This is a genomic window from Pseudomonas sp. GW823-FHT02F05 (assembly GCF_058797315.1).
The window spans coordinates 13063-33818 of record NZ_JBXAJM010000022.1 but is presented as its reverse complement, the minus strand read 5'-3'; the positions used below and the strand labels follow the sequence as shown (position 1 = coordinate 33818).

Genomic DNA, 20756 nt, shown 5'->3' with positions numbered 1-20756 from the left:
CCATGGCCGAGAGCGAGAGTGGTCAGGACAAAACAGAAGACCCCACGGAGAAACGTAAAAAGGACTCCAGGGAAAAGGGCGAGATCGCGCGCTCCAAAGAGCTCAACACCTTCGCCACCATGATCGCCGGCGCCGGTGCCTTGCTGATCTACGGCGGTGGCCTGGCGCTGGACCTGCTGGAGATGATGAAGCACAACTTCAGCTTGCCGCGCGAAGTGTTGCTCAACCCCGATGCCATGGGCCAGTACCTGCTGCACTCGGGCAAAATCGCGCTGCTGGCGGTGCAGCCGATCCTGATCACCTTGTTGCTGGCCGCGCTGATCGGCCCGGTGGCCCTCGGCGGTTGGCTGTTTGCCGCGGGCAGCATGGCGCCCAAGTTCAGCCGCATGAACCCGGGGGCGGGGCTCAAGCGCATGTTTTCCGCCAAGGCCCTGGTGGAATTGCTCAAGGCCCTGGCCAAGTTTTTCCTGATTCTGTTCGTGGCGCTGGCGGTGTTGTCGTCCGACATCGACGATTTGCTGCGCATTGCCCATGAGCCGCTGGAATCAGCGATCATCCACAGCGTGCAAGTGGTGGGCTGGAGTGCGCTGTGGATGGCGGCCGGGCTGATCCTCATCGCCGCCGTGGATGCGCCGATCCAGTTGTGGGAAAGCCACAAGAAACTGCTGATGACCAAGCAGGAAGTGCGCGACGAGCACAAGGACCAGGAAGGCCGCCCCGAGGTCAAGCAACGCATCCGCCAACTGCAGCGGGAAATGTCCCAGCGCAAGATGATGGCCTCGGTGCCCGACGCCGATGTGGTCATCACCAACCCGACTCACTACGCCGTAGCGCTTAAGTACGACCCGGAGAAGGGCGGCGCACCGATGCTGCTGGCCAAGGGCAGTGATTTTACCGCGTTGAAAATCCGCGAAATCGCGGTGGCCAACGACATTCTGTTATTGGAGTCGCCAGCATTGGCGCGCTCGATTTTCTACTCCACCGATCTGGACCAGGAAATCCCGGCCGGCTTGTACCTGGCCGTTGCACAGGTACTGGCCTACGTTTACCAAATCCGTCAATACCGCGCCGGCAAGGGCAAGCGGCCCGATCCGCTCAAGGATTTGCCGATCCCGCCGGACCTGCGTCGCGATTCTTGAACGCTCCTACAGTGGTGTGCTGTTTACCTGTCAACTTTGACAGTAGCCATTACGCCGCCTTCACTGTTTGATACAGCGATGAGACGTGCAGCTCTGCACGACTCGGGAGGCGGTGATGGATAGGGGTACGGTCAGGTGGTTTGATGCGGTCAAAGGCATCGGCTTTATTGCCCGGGATCGCGATGGCAACGAGGTTGCCGTCCAGTCGACAGGCGCTCAACACGGTAACGTTCCTCCCACCCCTCCCAAACCGCGAAAACCCCGCAAGCGCAAGAAACCCTCGGATGCATGAATCTTCTGCTGTTCCGCCGCTACCACCCATCGGTAGCTCACGTCTACCTGTCAACTCTGACAGTAGCCAAAGGATGCTTCCCGTTGTTTTATGACTGAACCAAGCACTGCGCGTATGTAGTAAACGAGATGCAGGGAGAGCGGGATTGAAGGTGGCTACAGGGACTGTCAAATCCTATGACCGGGTCAGGGGCGATTGGCTGATCGAATTGGATGATGAGGCAGAAGAGGTATTTATCAATCGCAAGGATTGGCGTTGCACAGCGCTGTCGGTGGGTAAGCAACTGAGGTTTCAAATGGTCCATCGGCCCAAGGGCATCTATGCGTTGCCCGTCAGGGGGCATCACCGGGGTTGGTTGGGGTCTGAGTGAGGGTAAGGAGAGCAAAAATGGCAACGGGTACTGTGAAATGGTTTAACGCGGAGAAGGGGTTTGGCTTTATTGCCCCGGAGGATGGGGGGGATGACGTTTTCGTCCATTACTCGGCAATCCAGTCGCAGGGGCAAAAAAACCTGGATGAAAACCAAAAAGTAGAATTTGACATCACGCAAGGGCCAAAAGGCCCTCAGGCTGAGAATGTGCGGCCAGTTTAAAAACTGGATCACATGTGGGAGCTGGCTTGATCGTTCCCACGCTCCCGCGTGGGAACGCATCGCGTGACGCTCTGCGTCACCCTTGCAGAGTGCTCAAGTCGTGCGCCTGGCTGGGGACGCGGAGCGTCCCAGGCGGCATGCCCACGCAGAGCGTGGGAATGATCGAGGGAACCGCGTTATTGTTCTAGCCTCAGGTATCAAGCCTCTTGATCGTTCCCACGCTCCCGCGTGGGGAGCGCATCGCGTGACGCTCTGCGTCACCCTTGCAGAGTGCTCAAGTCGTGCGCCTGACACACCGCATCGCAGGCAAGCCAGCTCCCACACTTGAATCGGTTACCACTCGAAAATCGGCCCCGAAAGCAAAGTTGGAAGGCTTCTTGCAACCCCGCCTCCAAGTCGCCCTCCAGCGTCAAAACTTTGCTTCAAGGACCCGAGGAATACCGGTGGTAGATCGCTCTCAAATGCTCAACACGGCCCGTGGCACCCTGACTGACCTGTCGCGGGGCAATCTGGGTGTGCCGTTGTTGTTGCTGGTGATGCTGGCAATGATGATGTTGCCGATGCCGCCGTTCCTGCTCGACGTGTTCTTTACCTTCAACATTGCCCTGTCCGTCGTTGTGTTGCTGGTGTGCGTGTACGCCTTGCGGCCGCTGGATTTCGCGGTGTTCCCGACGATTCTGCTGGTGGCGACCCTGCTGCGCCTGGCATTGAACGTCGCTTCCACGCGGGTGGTGATGCTCCACGGCCAGGACGGCCACGCCGCCGCCGGCAAGGTGATCCAGGCGTTCGGTGAGGTGGTCATCGGCGGTAACTACGTGGTCGGTATCGTGGTGTTCGCGATCCTGATGATCATCAACTTCGTCGTGGTGACCAAGGGCGCCGGGCGGATTTCCGAGGTGAGCGCGCGGTTTACCCTCGACGCCATGCCCGGCAAGCAGATGGCCATCGACGCCGACCTCAACGCCGGCCTGATCGACCAGGGCCAAGCCAAGGCCCGTCGGGCGGAAGTCGCCCAGGAAGCCGAGTTCTACGGCTCCATGGACGGTGCCAGCAAGTTTGTGCGCGGCGACGCCATCGCCGGCCTGTTGATTCTGTTCATCAACCTGATCGGCGGTGTGGCCGTCGGTATGTTTCAGCACGGCATGACATTCGGCGATGCCGGCAAGGTGTATGCCTTGCTGACCATCGGTGACGGTTTAGTGGCGCAATTGCCATCACTGTTGTTATCCACAGCGGCGGCCATCATGGTTACCCGTGCTTCGGGCTCCGAAGACATGGGCAAGCAGATCAGTCGGCAGATGTTCGCTTCGCCCAAGGCCCTGGCCGTGGCGGCGGGCATCATGGCGATCATGGGCATTGTGCCGGGCATGCCGCACTTCTCGTTCCTGAGCATGGCGGCCCTGGCGGGTGGTGCGGCGTACCTGTTCTGGAAAAAGCAGAACCAGGTCAAAGTCCAGGCCCAGCAGGAAATCGCCCGTCAACAGGAGCTGCTGCCATCCCCGGCCCGCGCCCAGGAAACCAAGGAGTTGGGCTGGGACGACGTCACGCCCATCGACATGATCGGCCTGGAAGTCGGTTACCGCCTGATCCCGCTGGTCGACCGCAACCAGGGTGGGCAACTGCTGGCGCGGATCAAGGGTGTGCGCAAGAAGCTGTCCCAGGACCTGGGTTTCTTGATGCCCACTGTGCATATCCGTGACAACCTCGACCTGGCCCCCAGCGCTTATCGCCTGACCCTGATGGGGGTAATCCTGGCCGAAGCCGAGATCTACCCGGACCGCGAACTGGCGATCAACCCCGGCCAAGTGTTCGGTACCCTCAACGGCATTACCGCCAAAGATCCGGCTTTCGGCCTGGAAGCGGTGTGGATCGAAGTCAGCCAGCGCAGCCAGGCGCAGTCCCTCGGTTACACCGTGGTGGATGCCAGCACCGTGGTCGCCACGCACCTCAACCAGATTCTCTACAAGCACTCCCACGAGTTGATCGGCCACGAGGAAGTCCAGCAATTGATGGGCTTGCTGGCCAAATCGTCGCCAAAACTGGCCGAAGAGCTGGTGCCTGGCGTGCTGTCACTGTCGCAGTTGCTCAAGGTGTTGCAAGCGCTGTTGGCCGAACAGGTGCCCGTGCGCGACATTCGCAGCATTGCCGAGGCCATCGCCAACAATGCCGCCAAGAGTCAAGATACTGCCGCTCTGGTGGCGGCGGTGCGTGTCGGCGTGTCCCGCGCAATCGTGCAAAGCATTGTAGGGACTGAGTCGGAGCTGCCTGTGATCACCCTGGAGCCCAGGTTGGAACAAATATTGCTCAATAGTATTCAGAAGGCAGGGCAAGGCCAGGAAGAGGGCGTTTTACTGGAGCCAAGCATGGCTGAAAAGCTGCAGCGTTCGTTGATCGACGCCGCACAGCGCCAGGAAATGCAGGGCAACCCGGTGATCCTGCTGGTGGCCGGCCCGGTTCGCGCGATGTTGTCGCGGTTCGGACGCCTGGCCGTACCGAATTTGCACGTGTTGGCTTACCAGGAAATTCCTGACAATAAGCAAGTGACTATTGTCGCGACAGTTGGGCCCAATGGCTGAGGTAGTGGGTTATGCAAGTTAAGCGTTTTTTCGCCGCCGATATGCGTCAGGCCATGAAACTGGTCCGTGATGAGCTGGGCGCCGATGCCGCGATTATCGGTAACCGTCGGATTGCCGGCGGTGTCGAGCTGACGGCTGCCCTGGATTACACGCCCCAGGCGCTGGCCCCGCGCGTGCCAAACATGGAGCTCGAAGACGAGCTGCGCAAGACCGCCTCGCGCATTGTGTCGGCCCAGGCTGAACTGAGCATGCGTGGCGACAGCGATGCCAGCACCAATCGCCAGCTGTTTGCCGGCCTGCCGCTGACCGCCGCCGAGCCGCTGGTTGAACCCACCTTTGTCGAACCGCCGCGTCCTGCAGCGCCTGCCCCGGCTGCCGCAGTTGACCAGCGCGTGATTGACTCGATGCGTTTTGAACTCAACGGCCTGCGTGAATTGCTCGAAGTGCAGCTCGGCTCGCTGGCCTGGACCCAACTGCAAGGCAGCAAGCCGCAGCAAGCCAACCTCTGGCGTCGCCTGCAACGCATCGGCCTGTCCGGCCCGTTGTCCCGCGACCTGCTGGCCTTGACCGCTGAAGTCGAGGAGCCGCGCCAGGCCTGGCGCATGCTGCTGGCGCACTTGGCGCGCATGATTGCCACGCCGGAAATCGAACCCCTGGAAGAGGGCGGTGTAATCGCCATGGTCGGCCCCGCCGGCATGGGCAAGACCACCACCCTGGCAAAGCTTGCGGCCCGTTACGTGCTTAAATATGGCGCGCAGAATATCGCCCTGGTGAGCATGGACAGTTACCGTATCGGCGCTCAGGAGCAGCTCAAGACCCTGGGCCGCATCCTCAACGTGCCGGTAACCCATGTCGACCCGGGCCAGTCCCTGGCCAATGCCCTCGACCCGTTGCTGCGCAAGCGCGTGGTGCTGATCGATACCGCCGGCCTGCAAGCCAGTGATCCGGCGCTGCGCATGCAGCTCGAAAGCCTGGCCGGGCGAGGCATCAAGTCAAAAAATTACCTGGTGCTTGCAACCACCAGCCAGAAACAGGTTCTTACCGCTGCTTATCACAGTTACAAGCGTTGCGGCCTGGCCGGTTGCATCCTCACCAAGCTCGATGAAACCGCGAGCCTGGGCGAGGTGTTGAGCCTGGCCATCAGCCATGAATTACCGGTTGCCTACCTCACCGACGGGCCGCGGATCCCGGATGATCTGCATCTGCCGCGCCGTCATCAGTTGGTCAGCCGTGCCGTGAGTGTGCAAATGCAAGACGAGCCTAGCGAGGAAGCGATGGCCGATATGTTCGCCGACCTTTACCACCACCCGGCTAAACGGGTGGGTTGAGGCAGGATGAACACCGTGAAATGTACCTACATCGATGGTCTGCAAGCGATTCACGCGGCCAAGCCATGTAGCCTGCGTCTAAGCAAGACAAGGTAAAGAAATAAAATGGGCAGCATGCATCCCGTACAGGTGATCGCGGTGACCGGCGGCAAAGGTGGCGTCGGGAAAACTAACGTGTCAGTGAATTTGTCCCTGGCCCTGGCAGAGCTTGGCCGTCGCGTCATGCTGCTGGATGCTGACCTGGGCTTGGCGAACGTGGACGTTCTGCTGGGGCTGACACCCAAACATACCCTGGCCGATGTGATCGAAGGCCGTTGTGAGCTGCGCGACGTGCTGCTCCAGGGCCCCGGAGGCATTCGCATCGTGCCGGCGGCCTCGGGCACCCAGAGCATGGTGCACCTGAGCCCCGCGCAGCATGCCGGGCTGATCCAGGCGTTCAGCGACATCGGCGACAACCTCGACGTGCTGGTGATCGACACCGCCGCCGGGATCGGCGAGTCGGTGGTCAGCTTTGTACGCGCAGCGCAGGAAGTGCTGTTGGTGGTGTGCGACGAACCCACCTCCATCACCGACGCCTATGCGCTGATCAAACTGCTTAACCGTGACTACGGCATGAACCGCTTTCGCGTGTTGGCCAACATGGCCCAGAGCCCGCAGGAAGGGCGCAACCTGTTTGCCAAGTTGACCAAGGTCACGGATCGCTTCCTCGATGTGGCTTTACAATACGTCGGCGCAGTTCCCTATGACGAGTGTGTGCGCAAGGCCGTGCAAAAGCAGCGTGCGGTCTACGAAGCGTTCCCTCGTTCCAAGTGCGCACTGGCGTTCAAGGCCATTGCCCAGAAGGTCGATACCTGGCCGTTGCCCGCCAACCCGCGGGGGCATCTGGAGTTTTTCGTCGAGCGTTTGGTGCATCAGACGAGCGCAGGACCGGTGCTATGACATCCAGCGGCTACAACCTTTACAAAAAGTCGGCACGTGACAGCCAGGGCGAATTGATCGAGCGCTATGCGCCGTTGGTCAAGCGCATTGCCTATCACCTGTTGGCGCGCTTGCCCGCGAGTGTGCAGGTCGAAGACTTGATCCAGGCCGGCATGATCGGCCTGCTTGAAGTCTCCACCAAGTACGACGCCAGCAAGGGTGCCAGTTTCGAAACGTATGCGGGTATCCGTATCCGTGGCGCGATGCTCGATGAAGTGCGTAAAGGCGATTGGGCGCCGCGTTCGGTACACCGCAATACGCGCATGGTCAGCGATGCAATTCGTGCAATTGAAGCAAAAACCGGCCGTGACGCTAAAGATCATGAAGTTGCGGCCGAACTCCAATTGAGTCTCGACGATTACTACGGGATTTTGAACGATACCTTGGGCAGCCGCCTGTTCAGTTTCGACGACCTTTTACAGGACGGCGAGCACGAAGGGCTGCACGAGGACGGCGCGAGCGCGCATACGGAGCCGTCGCGCGACCTGGAAGATGAACGTTTCCAGGGCGCGTTGGCCGATGCAATCGCCAATTTGCCAGAGCGTGAGCGGCTGGTGCTGGCGCTGTACTACGACGAAGAGCTGAACCTCAAGGAAATCGGTGAGGTCCTGGGGGTCAGCGAATCGCGTGTCAGCCAGTTGCATAGCCAGTGCGCAGCCCGCTTGCGGGGCCGATTGGCCGAGTGGCGCGCGCGCTGACAGGCAGTGTGGGGGCACTGCAGACGCTGCCGTGAGATCGCAAGGTTTCGCGGCTGTGTGCCGTGGTGCCCTGGGCAGTCCTTTTTGTGTAACGCCTGTTGATTGAAATGGCGCGTCCAGGTGCTGGGCGCGTTTAAGACTGCTTGGAGGTCGAATTGGACAAGAACATGAAAATCCTCATCGTTGATGACTTCTCAACGATGCGGCGGATCATAAAAAACCTGTTGCGTGACCTTGGGTTCACCAACACGGTCGAGGCGGATGACGGCCTGACGGCCATTCCGATCCTCAACAGCGGGAGCATCGACTTTCTGGTGACCGACTGGAACATGCCGGGCATGACCGGTATCGACCTGCTGCGCCATGTGCGCGCCGATGAAAAACTGCGCAGCCTGCCTGTGCTGATGGTGACCGCCGAAGCCAAGCGCGAACAGATCATCGAAGCCGCCCAAGCCGGGGTCAACGGTTACGTGGTCAAGCCATTCACGGCACTGGCCTTGAAAGAGAAGATCGAGAAAATCTTCGAACGCATCCACGGCTAATGCCATCGCGGGGGAGCTATGGAGCATAACGAAACGTCACAGGGCGACTTTGAGTCGACCCTGAAAAAACATGCTCACCAGTTGGTCGACAGCCTGGAAAAAGGCCAGTTCGCCGATGCGGTGCAGTTGATCCATGAGCTTAACCAGACCCGTGACCGCGGCCTGTACCAGGAAGTGGGCAAGCTCACACGCGAGCTGCACAGCGCAATCGTCAATTTCCAGATTGACCCGCGCATGCCCCAGGCCGAAGAAATTTCCCAGATCACTGATGCCACTGAACGTCTGTCCTATGTGGTCAGGCTGACTGAGGCAGCGGCCAACCGCACCATGGACCTGGTGGAAAACGCCACGCCCCTGGTCAACGGCATGGCCACCGAAGCCCAGGCCTTGAGCCAGGACTGGGGCCGCTTCATGCGCCGCGAAGTGGGCGCTGAAGAGTTTCGTGAATTGGCGCGTCGCGTCGACGGGTTCCTGTCGCGCAGCGAACAGGAAAACCGCACGGTGGCCAGCAACCTCAACGACATCCTGCTGGCCCAGGATTACCAGGACCTCACCGGTCAGGTGATCAAGCGCGTGACCCAGTTGGTCACCGAAGTGGAAAGCAACTTGCTCAAATTGGTGCTGATGGCCGGCCAGGTCGATCGTTTTGCCGGCATCGAACATGACCGCGAAGCGATCCTCTCGGAAAAAGATCCACAAAAACATCTCGCCAAGGGTGAAGGTCCGCAGATTCATGCCGATAAACGTGAAGACGTTGTGTCAGGTCAGGATGACGTAGATGACCTGTTATCCAGTTTAGGCTTCTAAGGAGCACCCACATGAGCTTCGGCGCCGATGAAGAAATCCTTCAGGATTTCCTTGTAGAGGCCGGCGAAATTCTAGAGCAACTGTCCGAACAACTGGTCGAGCTGGAAAGCCGACCGGATGATGCGAACCTGCTCAATGCAATTTTTCGCGGTTTTCACACTGTAAAAGGGGGCGCCGGCTTCCTCCAGCTCCATGAGCTGGTGGAGTGCTGCCACATCGCCGAGAACGTCTTCGACATCCTGCGCAAGGGTGAGCGTCACGTCGACTCGGAATTGATGGACGTGATTCTCGAAGCACTGGATGCGGTCAACGGCATGTTCAGCCAGGTGCGTGAACGTGCGCCGATCACTGCCGCCACGCCGGAACTGCTGGCCGCCCTGGCGCGCCTGGCCGAACCTGCCGACACCGCGGCTGCGCCGGTGGTCGAGGCCGCACCGGAGCCGGTGGCGCAAGCCGAGCCGGACGTGACCGACAGTGAGTTCGAACAACTGCTCAACTCCCTCAGCGCGGTCAAGGCCGAGGCTGAAGCGCCGGTGCAGCCTGCCGCGACGCCGAGCAGTGAAGACATTACCGACGCCGAATTCGAGTCGTTGCTCGACCAGTTGCACGGCAAAGGCCAGTTCGCAGCAGATGCCGTGGCCCCGCCTGCCGCTGCGCCAGAAGCACCCGCTGCCAACGCCAGCACCGACATCACCGACGACGAGTTCGAGGCACTTCTCGACCAACTGCATGGCAAAGGCACATTTGTGGCTGAAGCCCTGCCTGAGGTGGCGGCCACTGCCGCCGCTGCGCCAGCGGCCAGCGCAGCACCTGCCGATGATGGGCTGATCTCCGATCACGAATTCGAAGCCCTGCTCGACGAGTTGCACGGCAAAGGCAAGTTCAGCGAAGTGGCCCCGGCCGCGGCCGCGCAGGTTGCAGCACCAGCCACTGCGGCACCGGTTGCTGCCAAACCTGCGCCGGCTGCCAAGCCAGCACCTGCCGCCGCCCCGGCCCCTGCGCGTGCAGCGGCCCCAGCGGCAGCGGAAAAACCTGCCAGCGAAGCCGAAACCACCGTGCGCGTGGATACCGCGCGCCTGGACGACATCATGAACATGGTGGGCGAACTGGTGCTGGTGCGTAACCGCCTGGTGCGCCTGGGCCTGAACAGTGGCGACGAAGCCATGCAGAAGGCCGTGTCGAACCTCGACGTGGTCACCGCCGACCTGCAAACCGCGGTGATGAAAACGCGGATGCAGCCGATCAAGAAAGTCTTCGGCCGTTTCCCGCGCCTGGTTCGCGACCTGGCGCGCCAGCTCAAGAAAGAAATCAACCTGGAGCTGGTGGGCGAAGAAACCGACCTCGACAAAAACCTCGTCGAGGCCCTGGCCGACCCGCTGGTCCACTTGGTGCGCAACGCGGTCGACCACGGCGTAGAAACTCCGGAAGAACGCGAAGCTGCGGGCAAGTCCCGCAACGGCAAAGTGATTTTGGCGGCGGAGCAAGAGGGCGACCACATCCTGCTGTCGATCACCGATGACGGCAAAGGCATGGACCCGACCATCTTGCGCAATATCGCGGTCAAGCGCGGCGTGATGGACAAGGACGCCGCCGACCGCCTCACCGATACCGAGTGCTACAACCTGATCTTTGCCCCGGGGTTTTCGACCAAGACCGAGATCTCCGACGTGTCCGGGCGTGGCGTGGGCATGGACGTGGTGAAGACCAAGATCAGCCAGCTCAACGGCTCGATCAATATCTACTCGACCAAGGGCCAGGGCTCCAAGATCGTCATCAAGGTGCCGTTGACCCTGGCGATCATGCCGACCCTGATGGTGATGCTGGGCAACCAGGCGTTCGCCTTCCCGCTGGTCAACGTCAACGAGATCTTCCACCTCGACCTGTCGCGCACCAACGTGGTGGACGGCCAGGAAGTGGTGATCGTGCGCGACAAAGCGTTGCCGCTGTTCTACCTCAAGCGCTGGCTGGTGGCCTCGGCCGCCCATGAAGAACAGCGCGAAGGCCATGTGGTGATTCTGTCCGTGGGCACCCAGCGCATCGGCTTTGTGGTCGACCAACTGGTGGGCCAGGAAGAAGTGGTGATCAAGCCTTTGGGCAAGATGCTGCAGGGAACCCCAGGCATGTCGGGCGCAACCATTACCGGTGACGGTCGCATCGCACTGATTCTCGATGTTCCGAGCATGCTCAAGCGTTACGCCGCACGGCGTATTTGATTTTGGTGGGGCAGGGCGGTCATGCCCGCCCCGCCTAACGGAGTGTTTATGGCAGTCAAGGTCCTGGTGGTGGACGATTCGGGTTTCTTCCGCCGCCGCGTCTCGGAAATTCTTTCCGCTGATCCAACGATCCAGGTGGTCGGCACGGCCACCAACGGCAAAGAGGCGATCGATCAAGCCATTGCCTTGAAGCCGGACGTGATCACCATGGACTACGAGATGCCGATGATGGATGGCATCACGGCCGTGCGCCACATCATGCAACGCTGCCCTACACCGGTATTGATGTTTTCCTCGCTGACTCACGAAGGCGCGCGGGTGACCCTCGACGCTTTGGATGCCGGCGCGGTGGACTTTTTGCCGAAGAATTTCGAAGACATCTCGCGCAACCCTGACAAGGTCAAGCAGATGCTGTGCGAGAAGGTGCACAGCATTTCCCGCAGTAACCGTCGCAGCTTGTTCAGCACGCCCGCGCCAGCTGCCACGCCTGCGCCCGCAGCAGCGGCGCCGACCTCGTCGTTTGCGCGCCCGGCGCCTGCGCCCGTGGCCCGGCCTGCGGTAGCGCCGGTACGTGCCGCCGCAGCGCCGAGTGCGCATTCGCCCGCGCCCAAGCGCAAGGCTTACAAACTGGTCGCCATCGGCACCTCCACTGGCGGCCCGGTGGCCTTGCAGCGGGTCCTGACCCAACTGCCGGCCAACTTCCCGGCGCCGATTGTGCTGGTGCAACACATGCCGGCGGCGTTCACCAAAGCCTTCGCCGAGCGCCTGGACAAGCTGTGCCGTATTACCGTCAAGGAAGCCGAGGATGGCGACATCCTGCGTCCTGGCCTGGCACTGCTGGCGCCGGGCGGCAAGCAGATGATGGTGGACGGGCGTGGCGCGATCAAAATCCTGCCGGGCGATGAGCGCCTGAACTATAAGCCGTGCGTGGACATCACCTTCGGTTCTGCAGCCAAGTCCTACGGCGACAAAGTTCTGGCGGTGGTGCTCACCGGCATGGGCGCCGATGGCCGTGAAGGTGCGCGCCTGCTCAAACAGGGCGGTAGCGCCATCTGGGCCCAGGATGAAGCCAGTTGCGTGATCTATGGCATGCCCATGGCCATCGTCAAGGCTGACCTGGCCGATGCGGTCTACAGCCTGGACGACATCGGCAAGCACCTGGTGGAGGCCTGCCTCTGATGGATGTGTTGAGCCTGATCGGCATCACCATGGCATTTGTCGCCATCATTGGTGGCAACTACCTGGAAGGCGGCCACCTCGGCGCCTTGGCCAACGGCCCGGCAGCGCTGATCGTGATCGGTGGCACCGTGGGCGCGGCGTTGTTGCAGTCGCCCCTGAGCTCGTTCAAGCGTGCCATGCAGATTCTGGTGTGGATCATTTTCCCGCCACGGGTCGACCTGGCTGGAGGCATCGACCGCGTGGTCAATTGGAGCCTCACCGCCCGCAAGGAAGGCCTGCTGGGCCTGGAAGGCGTGGCCGATGCCGAACCTGACAGCTACGCGCGCAAAGGCCTGCAACTATTGGTCGATGGCGCCGAACCGGAAGCGATCCGCAGCATCCTCGAAGTGGATTTCTACACTCAGGAAAGCCGTGACATCAATGCGGCCAAAGTCTTTGAAAGCATGGGCGGCTATGCGCCGACCATTGGCATCATCGGCGCGGTGATGGGCCTGATCCACGTGATGGGCAACCTGGCCGACCCTTCGCAACTGGGCAGCGGCATTGCCGTGGCATTTGTCGCGACCATCTACGGCGTGGCCAGTGCCAACCTGGTGTTGCTGCCGGTGGCCAGCAAGCTCAAGTCGATTGCCATGCGCCAGTCGCGTTATCGCGAAATGTTGCTCGAAGGCATCCTGTCGATTGCCGAGGGCGAAAACCCGCGCTCCATCGAATTGAAGCTTCAGGGCTTCATGGATTGATGGGTATGCGCATTGACCTGTGGCCAGTGAGCTTTATGTGGCGAGCGAGCTTGCTCGCGCTGGGCTGCGAAGCAGCCCCAAAACCAGGCACAGCAATCTGTCTGAACAAATGCGTTGCCTGGATGGGGGCCGCTTCGCGCCCCAGCGCGAGCAAGCTCGCTCGCCACAGTAAAGCGGCCAATAGCGGTCAGGGAGGTATTTGCCTGTGAGCCGTCGCCGTCGCGAGCCTGAAGAACACGTCAACCACGAGCGTTGGCTGGTGTCCTACGCGGACTTCATCACCTTGCTGTTCGCGTTTTTCGTGGTGATGTACTCGATCTCGTCGATCAACGAAGGCAAGTACAAGATCATTTCCCAGGCGCTGGTGGGCGTGTTCAACGATGCCGAGCGGTCGCTCAAGCCGATCCCTATCGGCGAAGAGCGGCCCAAGACCGTGACCCCGGCCAAGCCCCTGGTCAATGACAGTGATGAAACCGCCGCCGGCATCCAAGGCACCAGCGACCCGCTCAAAAGTATCGCCGACGATATCAGTGCCGCCTTTGGCGACCTGATCAGCTCCAACCAGATGACCGTGCGCGGCAATGAGTTGTGGGTGGAGATCGAGCTGAACTCCAGTCTGTTGTTCGCCAGTGCCGATGCGTTGCCCAGTGACCAGGCGTTCACGATCATCGACAAGGTGGCGGCGATCCTCAAACCGTTTGAAAACCCGATCCACGTGGAAGGCTTCACCGACAATTTCCCTATCAGCACTGCGCAGTACCCGACCAACTGGGAACTGTCCTCGGCCCGCGCATCGAGCATCGTGCGCATGTTGGCCATGCAGGGCGTGAACCCCCAGCGCCTGGCGTCGGTGGGCTATGGTGAATTCCAGCCGGTGGCCAATAACGCCACGGTGGAAGGCCGTGCCCGTAACCGCCGGGTGGTGCTGGTGGTCTCGCGCAACCTGGATGTGCGTCGCAGCCTGACCGGTACCGGTACCGCCAATGCCACCCCGGATGCGGCGTTGAAGCGTGCTGGCACACAAACTGCACCGCCCGTTGTCAAACCGCCGGTCCGACCGAGTAACGTCAATTCTCCGTCGCTGGCTCAATAACCGTATGCAATGTCTCGGTCGCGCCTGTGCCCGCCGGGAGGAACCAACCGAATGAGAGTCTGGGCAGTTGCCAATCAAAAGGGTGGGGTCGGCAAGACCACCACTTCCATCGCCTTGGCCGGCTTGCTGGCCGAAGCGGGCAAGCGTGTGGTCGTGGTCGACCTGGACCCCCACGGTTCCATGACCAGCTATTTCGGCTACGACCCGGATGCGCTGGAACACAGCTGCTATGACTTGTTTTTACACAAGGGCAGCGTGCCGGCGGATCTGCCTGGGCAACTGCTGTTGCCCACCAGCAACGAAAGCATTTCCCTGTTGCCGTCGAGCACCGCCCTGGCCACCCTGGAGCGCCAGTCGCCAGGCCAGAGCGGCCTGGGCCTGGTGATCGCCAAGACCCTGGCGCAGCTGTGGCAGGACTTCGATTACGCGATCATCGACAGCCCGCCGTTGCTCGGCGTGCTGATGGTCAATGCGTTGGCGGCCAGCCAGCAATTGGTGATCCCGGTGCAGACCGAGCACCTGGCGGTCAAGGGCCTGGAGCGTATGGTCAGCACCCTGGCGATGATCAACCGTTCGCGCAAGCAGGCGCTGCCGTTCAGCATCGTGCCGACCTTGTTCGACCGTCGCACCCAGGCGTCCCTCGGCACCTTGCGCGTATTGCGCGATGCCTACCCGGACACCATCTGGAATGGCTACATCCCGGTGGACACGCGCCTGCGTGACGCCAGCCGTGCCGGGCTCACACCGTCGCAGTTCGACGGCAAGAGCCGTGGCGTGCTGGCCTACCGTGCGTTGCTCAAACACCTGCTGTCGCAACAACTTGTGGCGCAGGTGGCGTGATGAACCGTCCTGTCGAATTCAAGACCCGCCCGCAACTGGCACTGGAATCCTACCTGGATGCCTTGCTGCAGGATGCGACAGCCGAGGAACTGCCAGAACCGATTCTGGTACTTGAGCCTGCTGTCGAACCCGAAAGCCCGCTGGATGAATTCCAGCAGGCGGTGATGGAAGAACAGGCACGGGATGCGCAGGTGGTGGAGGCTCCCGTGGTGGTGCCAAGCGTCCCGGCGGTGGTGGCGCCCCCGGTGGTTGAACCGCTGGTGGAAGTGCACCTGCCGCCCAGCCTCACGCCGCCGCCGGTGACGGGCGACGGTCGGCCCTCATGGGCTGCCGAGCCGTTCGAGTGCCTGCTGTTCGACGTTGCCGGGTTGACCCTGGCGGTGCCGCTGGTGTGCCTGGGCTCGATCTATTCCCTGGAAGGCCAGGAGCTGACGCCGCTGTTCGGGCAGCCGGAGTGGTTCCTCGGCATCCTGCCCAGCCAGGCCGGCAACCTCAAGGTGCTGGACACGGCGCGTTGGGTGATGCCCGACCGCTACCGCGATGATTTTCGCCAGGGCCTGCAATACGTGATTTCGGTGCAGGGCTACGAGTGGGGGCTGGCGGTGCATCAAGTCAGCCGCTCGTTGCGCCTGGACCCCAATGAAATCAAATGGCGCAGCCACCGCGGCCAGCGGCCGTGGCTGGCGGGCACTGTGATCGAACACATGTGCGCGTTGCTGGATGTCGCCGAACTGGCCGAGTTGATCGCCAGTGGTGCGGTGAAGGCAATGCCACAGAACAAACGCAGTTGATTGAACAATAAGGGCCGTGCGGTTGCGCGGCCTACGTGCACACACGCCGTCGATAGCGGCATTTGAAGGGGTCAGATGAATGAACAAGTCAGCGTCCGCACAAGGTTTGGATGATCCGATCCTGCAATGGGTGACCTTCAAGCTGGACAACGAAACCTACGGCATCAACGTGATGCGGGTGCAGGAAGTGTTGCGCTACACCGAGATCGCCCCGGTTCCAGGCGCGCCAAGCTACGTGCTGGGCATCATCAACCTGCGCGGCAACGTGGTGACGGTGATCGACACCCGTCAGCGGTTCGGTCTGGACACGGTTGAAGTCAGCGACAACACCCGTATCGTGATCATCGAAGCCGACAAGCAAGTGGTTGGCATCCTGGTCGACAGCGTGGCCGAGGTGGTTTACCTGCGCCAATCGGAAGTGGAAACCGCACCGAACGTGGGTAACGAAGAGTCGGCCAAGTTCATCCAGGGCGTGTGCAACAAGAACGGCGAGCTGCTGATTCTGGTTGAGCTGGACAAGATGATGAGCGAAGAAGAATGGTCGGAACTGGAGAGCATCTGATTGTTCCTTGAGGCAGCGGTGATTGTCCTGGCCCTGTTGTGGGCCGGGACCTTGGCGTTTGTGCTGCGCTCTATGCGCCAGCAGCGGGAGTCAGCCTTGCAACAGGCCGAGCGCGATGCGGTGCGCGACCGGCGCATTCTGGAACTGGTCAAGCGTGTTGATCACTTCCAGCAAAGTGCGGTGCGGGTTGGGGATGAAGTGCATGAACTGCGCGCGATTCTCGCGCCGTTGCCCGACAGGTTGGTGCAGTTGGAGCAGCGTGATCCGTCGAACCTGTCGTTTGCCCAGGCGGCCAAGCTGGTTGGCATGGGGGCGACGGTGGATGAGTTGACCCAGTCGTGCGGGCTGACCCAGGCTGAGGCGCAGTTGATGAGCAAGTTGCACAAGGGCTGATTCTCGATAGCGGCCTGGCAGCCGACGCTTCTCTACCTTGCGCCCAACGATCCAACTGTGGGAGCTGGCTTGCCTGCGATGACGGCCTGCCAGCCGACATCTATCTGCCTGACAGCCCACATTTTGATCTGCATACCTCAATCAATTTTCTCCAGCCACAGACTTTTCCTGTTCCCCAAAGGTCAACATCCTTCAAGCACCTTGACCCAGGAGATTCTCCCAAATGACCGCCCCCAAAGCCCTGTTGATCCTCCACGGCAAACAAGCCCTCAACGAGGATGTGCGCGCTGCTGTGCTGTCGCGGCGTGAGCAGGGTGGGGAGTTGGCGGTGCGGGTGACCTGGGAGGGCGGTGATGCCCGGCGACTGGTCAATGAAGCCCTGGCCGAGGGGTACACCCATATCATTGCCGGCGGTGGCGACGGCACCTTGCGCGATGTGGCCGAAGCCATGGCCCATGCCAACACCGACGCCAGCCTGGTGCTGATGCCCCTGGGCACCGCCAATGATTTCGCCAAGGCCGCCGGCGTGCCGTTGGAGCCGGCAGGCGCCCTGGCCTTGCTGGACGTACAGCCCAAGGCGATTGACCTGGGCCAGGTCGGTGGGCAAATCTTCCTGAACATGGCCACCGGTGGTTTTGGCAGCCAGGTCACGGCCAACACGTCCGAAGACCTGAAGAAGGTCCTGGGCGGTGCCGCGTACCTGTTTACCGGTTTAACCCGCTTCAGTGAATTGAAAGCCGCCTACGGTGAATTGGAAGGCCCGGATTTCCATTGGAAAGGCGAGTTGCTCGCGCTGGGCATCGGTAACGGTCGCCAGGCCGGTGGCGGGCATGTGTTGTGCCCCGGTGCATTGGCTGATGACGGGCTGTTGGATGTCAGCATCCTGCCGGCGCCCCAGGAAGTGGTGGGCACGTTGCGTGAGTTGATGAACAACGGCTGGGGCCTGGACACCATGTTCGTGCGCGCACGCTTGCCGTGGGTGAAGATCAAGGTCGCACAAGGCTTGTACATCAACCTCGACGGCGAGCCGCTGGAAGGCGACGACCTGCACTTCGAGGCGCTGCCCAAGGCCCTGCGCGTGCACTTGCCGCTGGGTTCGCCGTTAGTCGTCCAGGCTGATGATCTGCTCACGCACGGCAAATAACACCAGGCCCGCCACGTCAAAAATCTGCAAGCGCTTCATGATCTGCGAGCGGTGGGCTTCGACAGTCTTGATGCTCAGGCCCAGGCCGTGGGCAATTTCCCGGGTGGATTTGCCGCGCACGATCAAGCGCAGGATTTCCAGTTGCCGCGCCGTCAGGCTGTGGCTGTGGGCGACAGGCGCACTGGGGGCCTGGCTACGGATCAGCGCCTGGTTGATCACTGTGTGGGCGATGGCGGGGCTCAGGTAGCGTTCGTTGTTACGCAGCGCCTGCAGGGCATGTTCCAGCTCGTTGGCGGTGGTGTCCTTGAGCAGGTAGCCGTGGGCACCAGACTCAAGGGCGCGCATGATCATCTCGGGATCGGTGTGCATCGACAGGATCAGCACTTTGCACTTGGGGTAGGCGCGCTTGAGTTGCTGCAAGGCATCCAGGCCCCCGGTGTGTTTCATCGACAGGTCCAGCAGCACAATGTCGGGCTGCAGGGCGCAGAATTTCTCAAGCAGTTGCGCGCCATCGCTGGCCTCTCCAACGACGGCGTAGCCGGGGATATCCAGGATCAGTGCACGCACGCCGGCGCGGATCAAGGCATGGTCATCGACCAGGAGCAGATTGCAGGTCACCGGAGAACCTTATGGGCACTGGCCCGTTCGAGGGCGCGGGGGGGCCAGGGGAAAAGTGCGTGGATGCGTGTGCCGTTGCCCGGCTGGCTGCTGACGGACACGGTGCCGCCCAACTGGTGGGCCCGTTCGCACATGCCGGCCATGCCCCGTTGGCCTTCCTTGCCGGGGTCGGCGGCAGGTGCGAAGCCCTGACCGTCATCGCATATCGTCAGTGACAGCCCTTCCGGCAAGCGTTGCAGGCGCACCAGCAGGTTGTGTGCCTTCGCATGGCGCAGCATGTTGGTGACCGCTTCCTGGGTGATGCGAAAGGCCGCCACGGCCATTTCTTCGGGAATGCCGGTGAGGCGTTGCTGACACTCCAGGCTCCAGCACACCTGGGTATTTTCCAGGGCCTTGAGCAGGTGCGCGCGCAGGCTGGCTTCCAGCCCCAGGCTTGCCAGTTGGCGAGGGTTGAGAATGGCGGACACGTCGCGCACCTTGGCCAGGGTTTCATTGAGCGTATTGCACAGCACCGAGCAATGAATTTGCAGGTCTTGGGGCAGTCGACGCTGCAACCATTCGCTCTGCAACTTGGCGGCGGTCAGCAGTTGGCCGATGTCATCGTGCAGCTCGCGGCTGAGGCGGTGGCGTTCGTTTTCCTGGACTTGCAGCAGGCGGTCGGCCAGCTCCTGGGGCTGGAACTTGATGGCTTTGCGCGAGCGCCACTGGTGCAGGGCGACCACTGCCAACGTGACCAGGTTGAGCAACACAATCACTAATGGCAGCGGCGCGCCTTGCAGGTAAACCCACAGGCTGACCAGCAGTGAGCACAGGCACAGGGCAAGGATGAGGGGGCGCGCATGGCGGCGGGACACGAACCTTGCGATGAGTGACTTGAGGCTGGCGTACATAGCGGATGGAGCCAATGAGGGTTCACTGCGCGAAGACCGGTCACGGCGGTTGACTGGGCTCTGTCGAGAGTGCGGTGCCGGATCGTGGTTATCCATAATGAAGTTGCTTCATTTCGAGCGGGGCATGGTACCACCACTATTACCGTTGGTCGCCTGGCATATTCCTCCCTCGATATATTAACCACGTCAATGCCCTGACGGTCAGGCCAGCGCTCTTGAGTTGTATTAGTTAGACTGATTTGTACAATTTTTAAGGTGCTGGCTAATTGATATTTCTTCAGTCTCTAGAAGTGTTTCATCTTTGGCTTAAACGGTCGCTTTTAGATAACACGGTATTAAATACGACCTCTCCTTGATTTAAGACCTCTGCTGTAGACGCTGCTGATGGCCGTAGTCTTTTTGCGGAATCTGCGAGGTCACCGTGGCAATCAGCGAAGTTTGCTCACTGTCATCCAGGCCCAGTTCCCCGGTACGGATGTCAATCAGCTCCAGTTGCCAAGCCAGTAACCTCAGGCAGTCGTGCAACGCCTCCAGGGCCTGGTCATGCAGTTGCACCGGGCTCACGGCATTGGCGATCAGGTATTGAATATGCCGGGAGAACTCGCTGATCGCCTGCAAGGCCAGGCCATCGGCTTTTTCTGCCAGTTTGGCCAAGCTGGTTTTCATGCAGTCGATGGCGTCGCTGTCATTGCGGATCAAATGCAGGTGGTTCAGGCATTCCTCGGACTTGGCCAGCAGCATTTCGGCTTCCAGCAAAAACTCGGGAAGCGCGGTTTGCCATTCGTTCGCGCTATTCATCATGCAAGTCTCCACAACTTAAGGTCGGGTGATGAGATGTCGCACCGGGTGAATGGCTTAAAATTAGCGCTGAAATACGACTGGGGCGTGTAGGTTGCTTCCGATAATCCAGTAGGACGTTTATTGAAAAACTCACGAATGCCGCCTTTAACCGCTGTTAGGCGGGATGACGCAACTTCAGTTGCCGATAGGTGAGTGCCTGAAAGGCCCGTAGACCAAGGGCTTGGGTGGGCAAACAAAAGCCTGACTCCATTCATGCAATGAGAATGGCGTCACATTAATGGCTATTAGATATCGCGAATATCAGGTTGGGCCTGATTGCGTATAGGGGAATCCCCTATGTGGTGGAACTGCACGTCAATTCGACTGTCGCGCAAGGCGGCTTGATAGAGCATCAAGGGCCCAAGCAGTAAAGCATGATGTCAGTGTGACATCAATGGATTTGCATGGCATTTTATTGGGGTCAAGGTCCGGCGCTTGCCGCCGATAACGTGCTTATACAGCTGCATACCCTTTCACGCGCCTGCGGCGTGTACACCAGGAG

General features: G+C 60.8%; 20 protein-coding genes. 17 read left to right on the top strand and 3 right to left on the bottom strand.

Annotated features, from left to right (window positions below):
- The first annotated feature begins 2 nt into the window (after positions 1-2).
- The 17 genes from flhB to yegS all read left to right on the top strand — a co-directional run bounded on the left by flhB (position 3) and on the right by yegS (position 17906).
- A complete protein-coding gene (gene flhB / locus AC1RAC_RS23255) occupies positions 3-1139 on the top strand; it encodes a flagellar biosynthesis protein FlhB (protein ID WP_054920172.1) in 1137 nt (378 codons plus the stop codon).
- Between the two features lie 679 nt (positions 1140-1818).
- On the top strand, positions 1819-2022 hold the full coding sequence (locus AC1RAC_RS23250; RefSeq protein WP_054920168.1) for a cold-shock protein: 204 nt from the start codon (positions 1819-1821) through the stop codon (positions 2020-2022).
- Positions 2023-2483: 461 nt separating this feature from the next.
- A complete protein-coding gene (flhA, locus tag AC1RAC_RS23245; RefSeq protein ID WP_034126796.1) occupies positions 2484-4598 on the top strand; it encodes a flagellar biosynthesis protein FlhA in 2115 nt (704 codons plus the stop codon).
- Between the two features lie 11 nt (positions 4599-4609).
- On the top strand, positions 4610-5926 hold the full coding sequence (flhF, locus tag AC1RAC_RS23240; protein WP_003192914.1) for a flagellar biosynthesis GTPase FlhF: 1317 nt from the start codon (positions 4610-4612) through the stop codon (positions 5924-5926).
- A gap of 105 nt (positions 5927-6031) precedes the next feature.
- Positions 6032-6865 (top strand): flagellar synthesis regulator FleN, encoded by an 834-nt coding sequence (gene fleN / locus AC1RAC_RS23235; protein WP_003192912.1) that lies wholly within the window; start codon positions 6032-6034, stop codon positions 6863-6865.
- Positions 6862-7602 carry an RNA polymerase sigma factor FliA gene (gene fliA / locus AC1RAC_RS23230; protein ID WP_003192909.1) on the top strand — a complete coding sequence of 247 codons (741 nt, stop codon included), beginning with the start codon at positions 6862-6864 and terminating at the stop codon, positions 7600-7602. Before fleN ends, fliA begins: the two co-directional genes overlap by 4 nt.
- Positions 7603-7769: 167 nt before the next feature.
- Positions 7770-8144 (top strand): chemotaxis response regulator CheY, encoded by a 375-nt coding sequence (locus tag AC1RAC_RS23225; RefSeq protein WP_003192908.1) that lies wholly within the window; start codon positions 7770-7772, stop codon positions 8142-8144.
- Between the two features lie 18 nt (positions 8145-8162).
- Positions 8163-8951 (top strand): protein phosphatase CheZ, encoded by a 789-nt coding sequence (locus AC1RAC_RS23220; protein ID WP_003192906.1) that lies wholly within the window; start codon positions 8163-8165, stop codon positions 8949-8951.
- An 11-nt stretch (positions 8952-8962) separates the two neighbouring features.
- Positions 8963-11164, top strand: a complete 2202-nt coding sequence (locus AC1RAC_RS23215; RefSeq protein WP_072448066.1) for a chemotaxis protein CheA — start codon at positions 8963-8965, stop codon at positions 11162-11164.
- 48 nt (positions 11165-11212) lie between these two features.
- A complete protein-coding gene (locus tag AC1RAC_RS23210) occupies positions 11213-12343 on the top strand; it encodes a protein-glutamate methylesterase/protein-glutamine glutaminase (protein ID WP_034126798.1) in 1131 nt (376 codons plus the stop codon).
- Entirely contained in the window at positions 12343-13083 is a 741-nt protein-coding gene (locus AC1RAC_RS23205) for a flagellar motor protein (RefSeq protein ID WP_003192902.1), read from the top strand. The genes AC1RAC_RS23210 and AC1RAC_RS23205 overlap by 1 nt, the downstream gene beginning before the upstream one ends.
- A 205-nt stretch (positions 13084-13288) precedes the next feature.
- Positions 13289-14176, top strand: coding sequence for a flagellar motor protein MotD (gene motD, locus AC1RAC_RS23200; protein ID WP_014719333.1), 888 nt, complete (start codon positions 13289-13291; stop codon positions 14174-14176).
- Positions 14177-14227: 51 nt separating this feature from the next.
- On the top strand, positions 14228-15016 hold the full coding sequence (locus AC1RAC_RS23195) for a ParA family protein (protein ID WP_014719332.1): 789 nt from the start codon (positions 14228-14230) through the stop codon (positions 15014-15016).
- The gene (locus tag AC1RAC_RS23190; protein ID WP_492617024.1) at positions 15016-15807 is read left to right on the top strand and encodes a CheW domain-containing protein; all 792 of its coding nucleotides are present in this window, start codon (positions 15016-15018) and stop codon (positions 15805-15807) included. Before AC1RAC_RS23195 ends, AC1RAC_RS23190 begins: the two co-directional genes overlap by 1 nt.
- Positions 15808-15886: 79 nt before the next feature.
- Positions 15887-16369, top strand: a complete 483-nt coding sequence (locus AC1RAC_RS23185) for a chemotaxis protein CheW (protein ID WP_003192896.1) — start codon at positions 15887-15889, stop codon at positions 16367-16369.
- Entirely contained in the window at positions 16370-16762 is a 393-nt protein-coding gene (locus tag AC1RAC_RS23180) for a DUF2802 domain-containing protein (protein ID WP_057976958.1), read from the top strand.
- A 223-nt stretch (positions 16763-16985) separates the two neighbouring features.
- Complete coding sequence (yegS, locus tag AC1RAC_RS23175) at positions 16986-17906, top strand: lipid kinase YegS (protein WP_072448056.1); 921 nt, start codon at positions 16986-16988, stop codon at positions 17904-17906.
- On the opposite strand, the gene AC1RAC_RS23170 is transcribed toward yegS, so the two are convergent.
- From AC1RAC_RS23170 to AC1RAC_RS23160, 3 genes are all read right to left on the bottom strand, one after another.
- The gene (locus AC1RAC_RS23170) at positions 17865-18524 is read right to left on the bottom strand and encodes a response regulator (protein ID WP_492617023.1); all 660 of its coding nucleotides are present in this window, start codon (positions 18522-18524) and stop codon (positions 17865-17867) included. The two genes, yegS and AC1RAC_RS23170, sit on opposite strands and share 42 nt — an antisense overlap.
- Positions 18521-19414: a sensor histidine kinase gene (locus AC1RAC_RS23165; protein ID WP_060765047.1), complete on the bottom strand. Its 894-nt coding sequence runs from the start codon at positions 19412-19414 to the stop codon at positions 18521-18523. Before AC1RAC_RS23165 ends, AC1RAC_RS23170 begins: the two co-directional genes overlap by 4 nt.
- A gap of 357 nt (positions 19415-19771) precedes the next feature.
- On the bottom strand, positions 19772-20215 hold the full coding sequence (locus AC1RAC_RS23160) for a hypothetical protein (protein ID WP_169918712.1): 444 nt from the start codon (positions 20213-20215) through the stop codon (positions 19772-19774).
- Positions 20216-20756 lie beyond the last annotated feature (541 nt).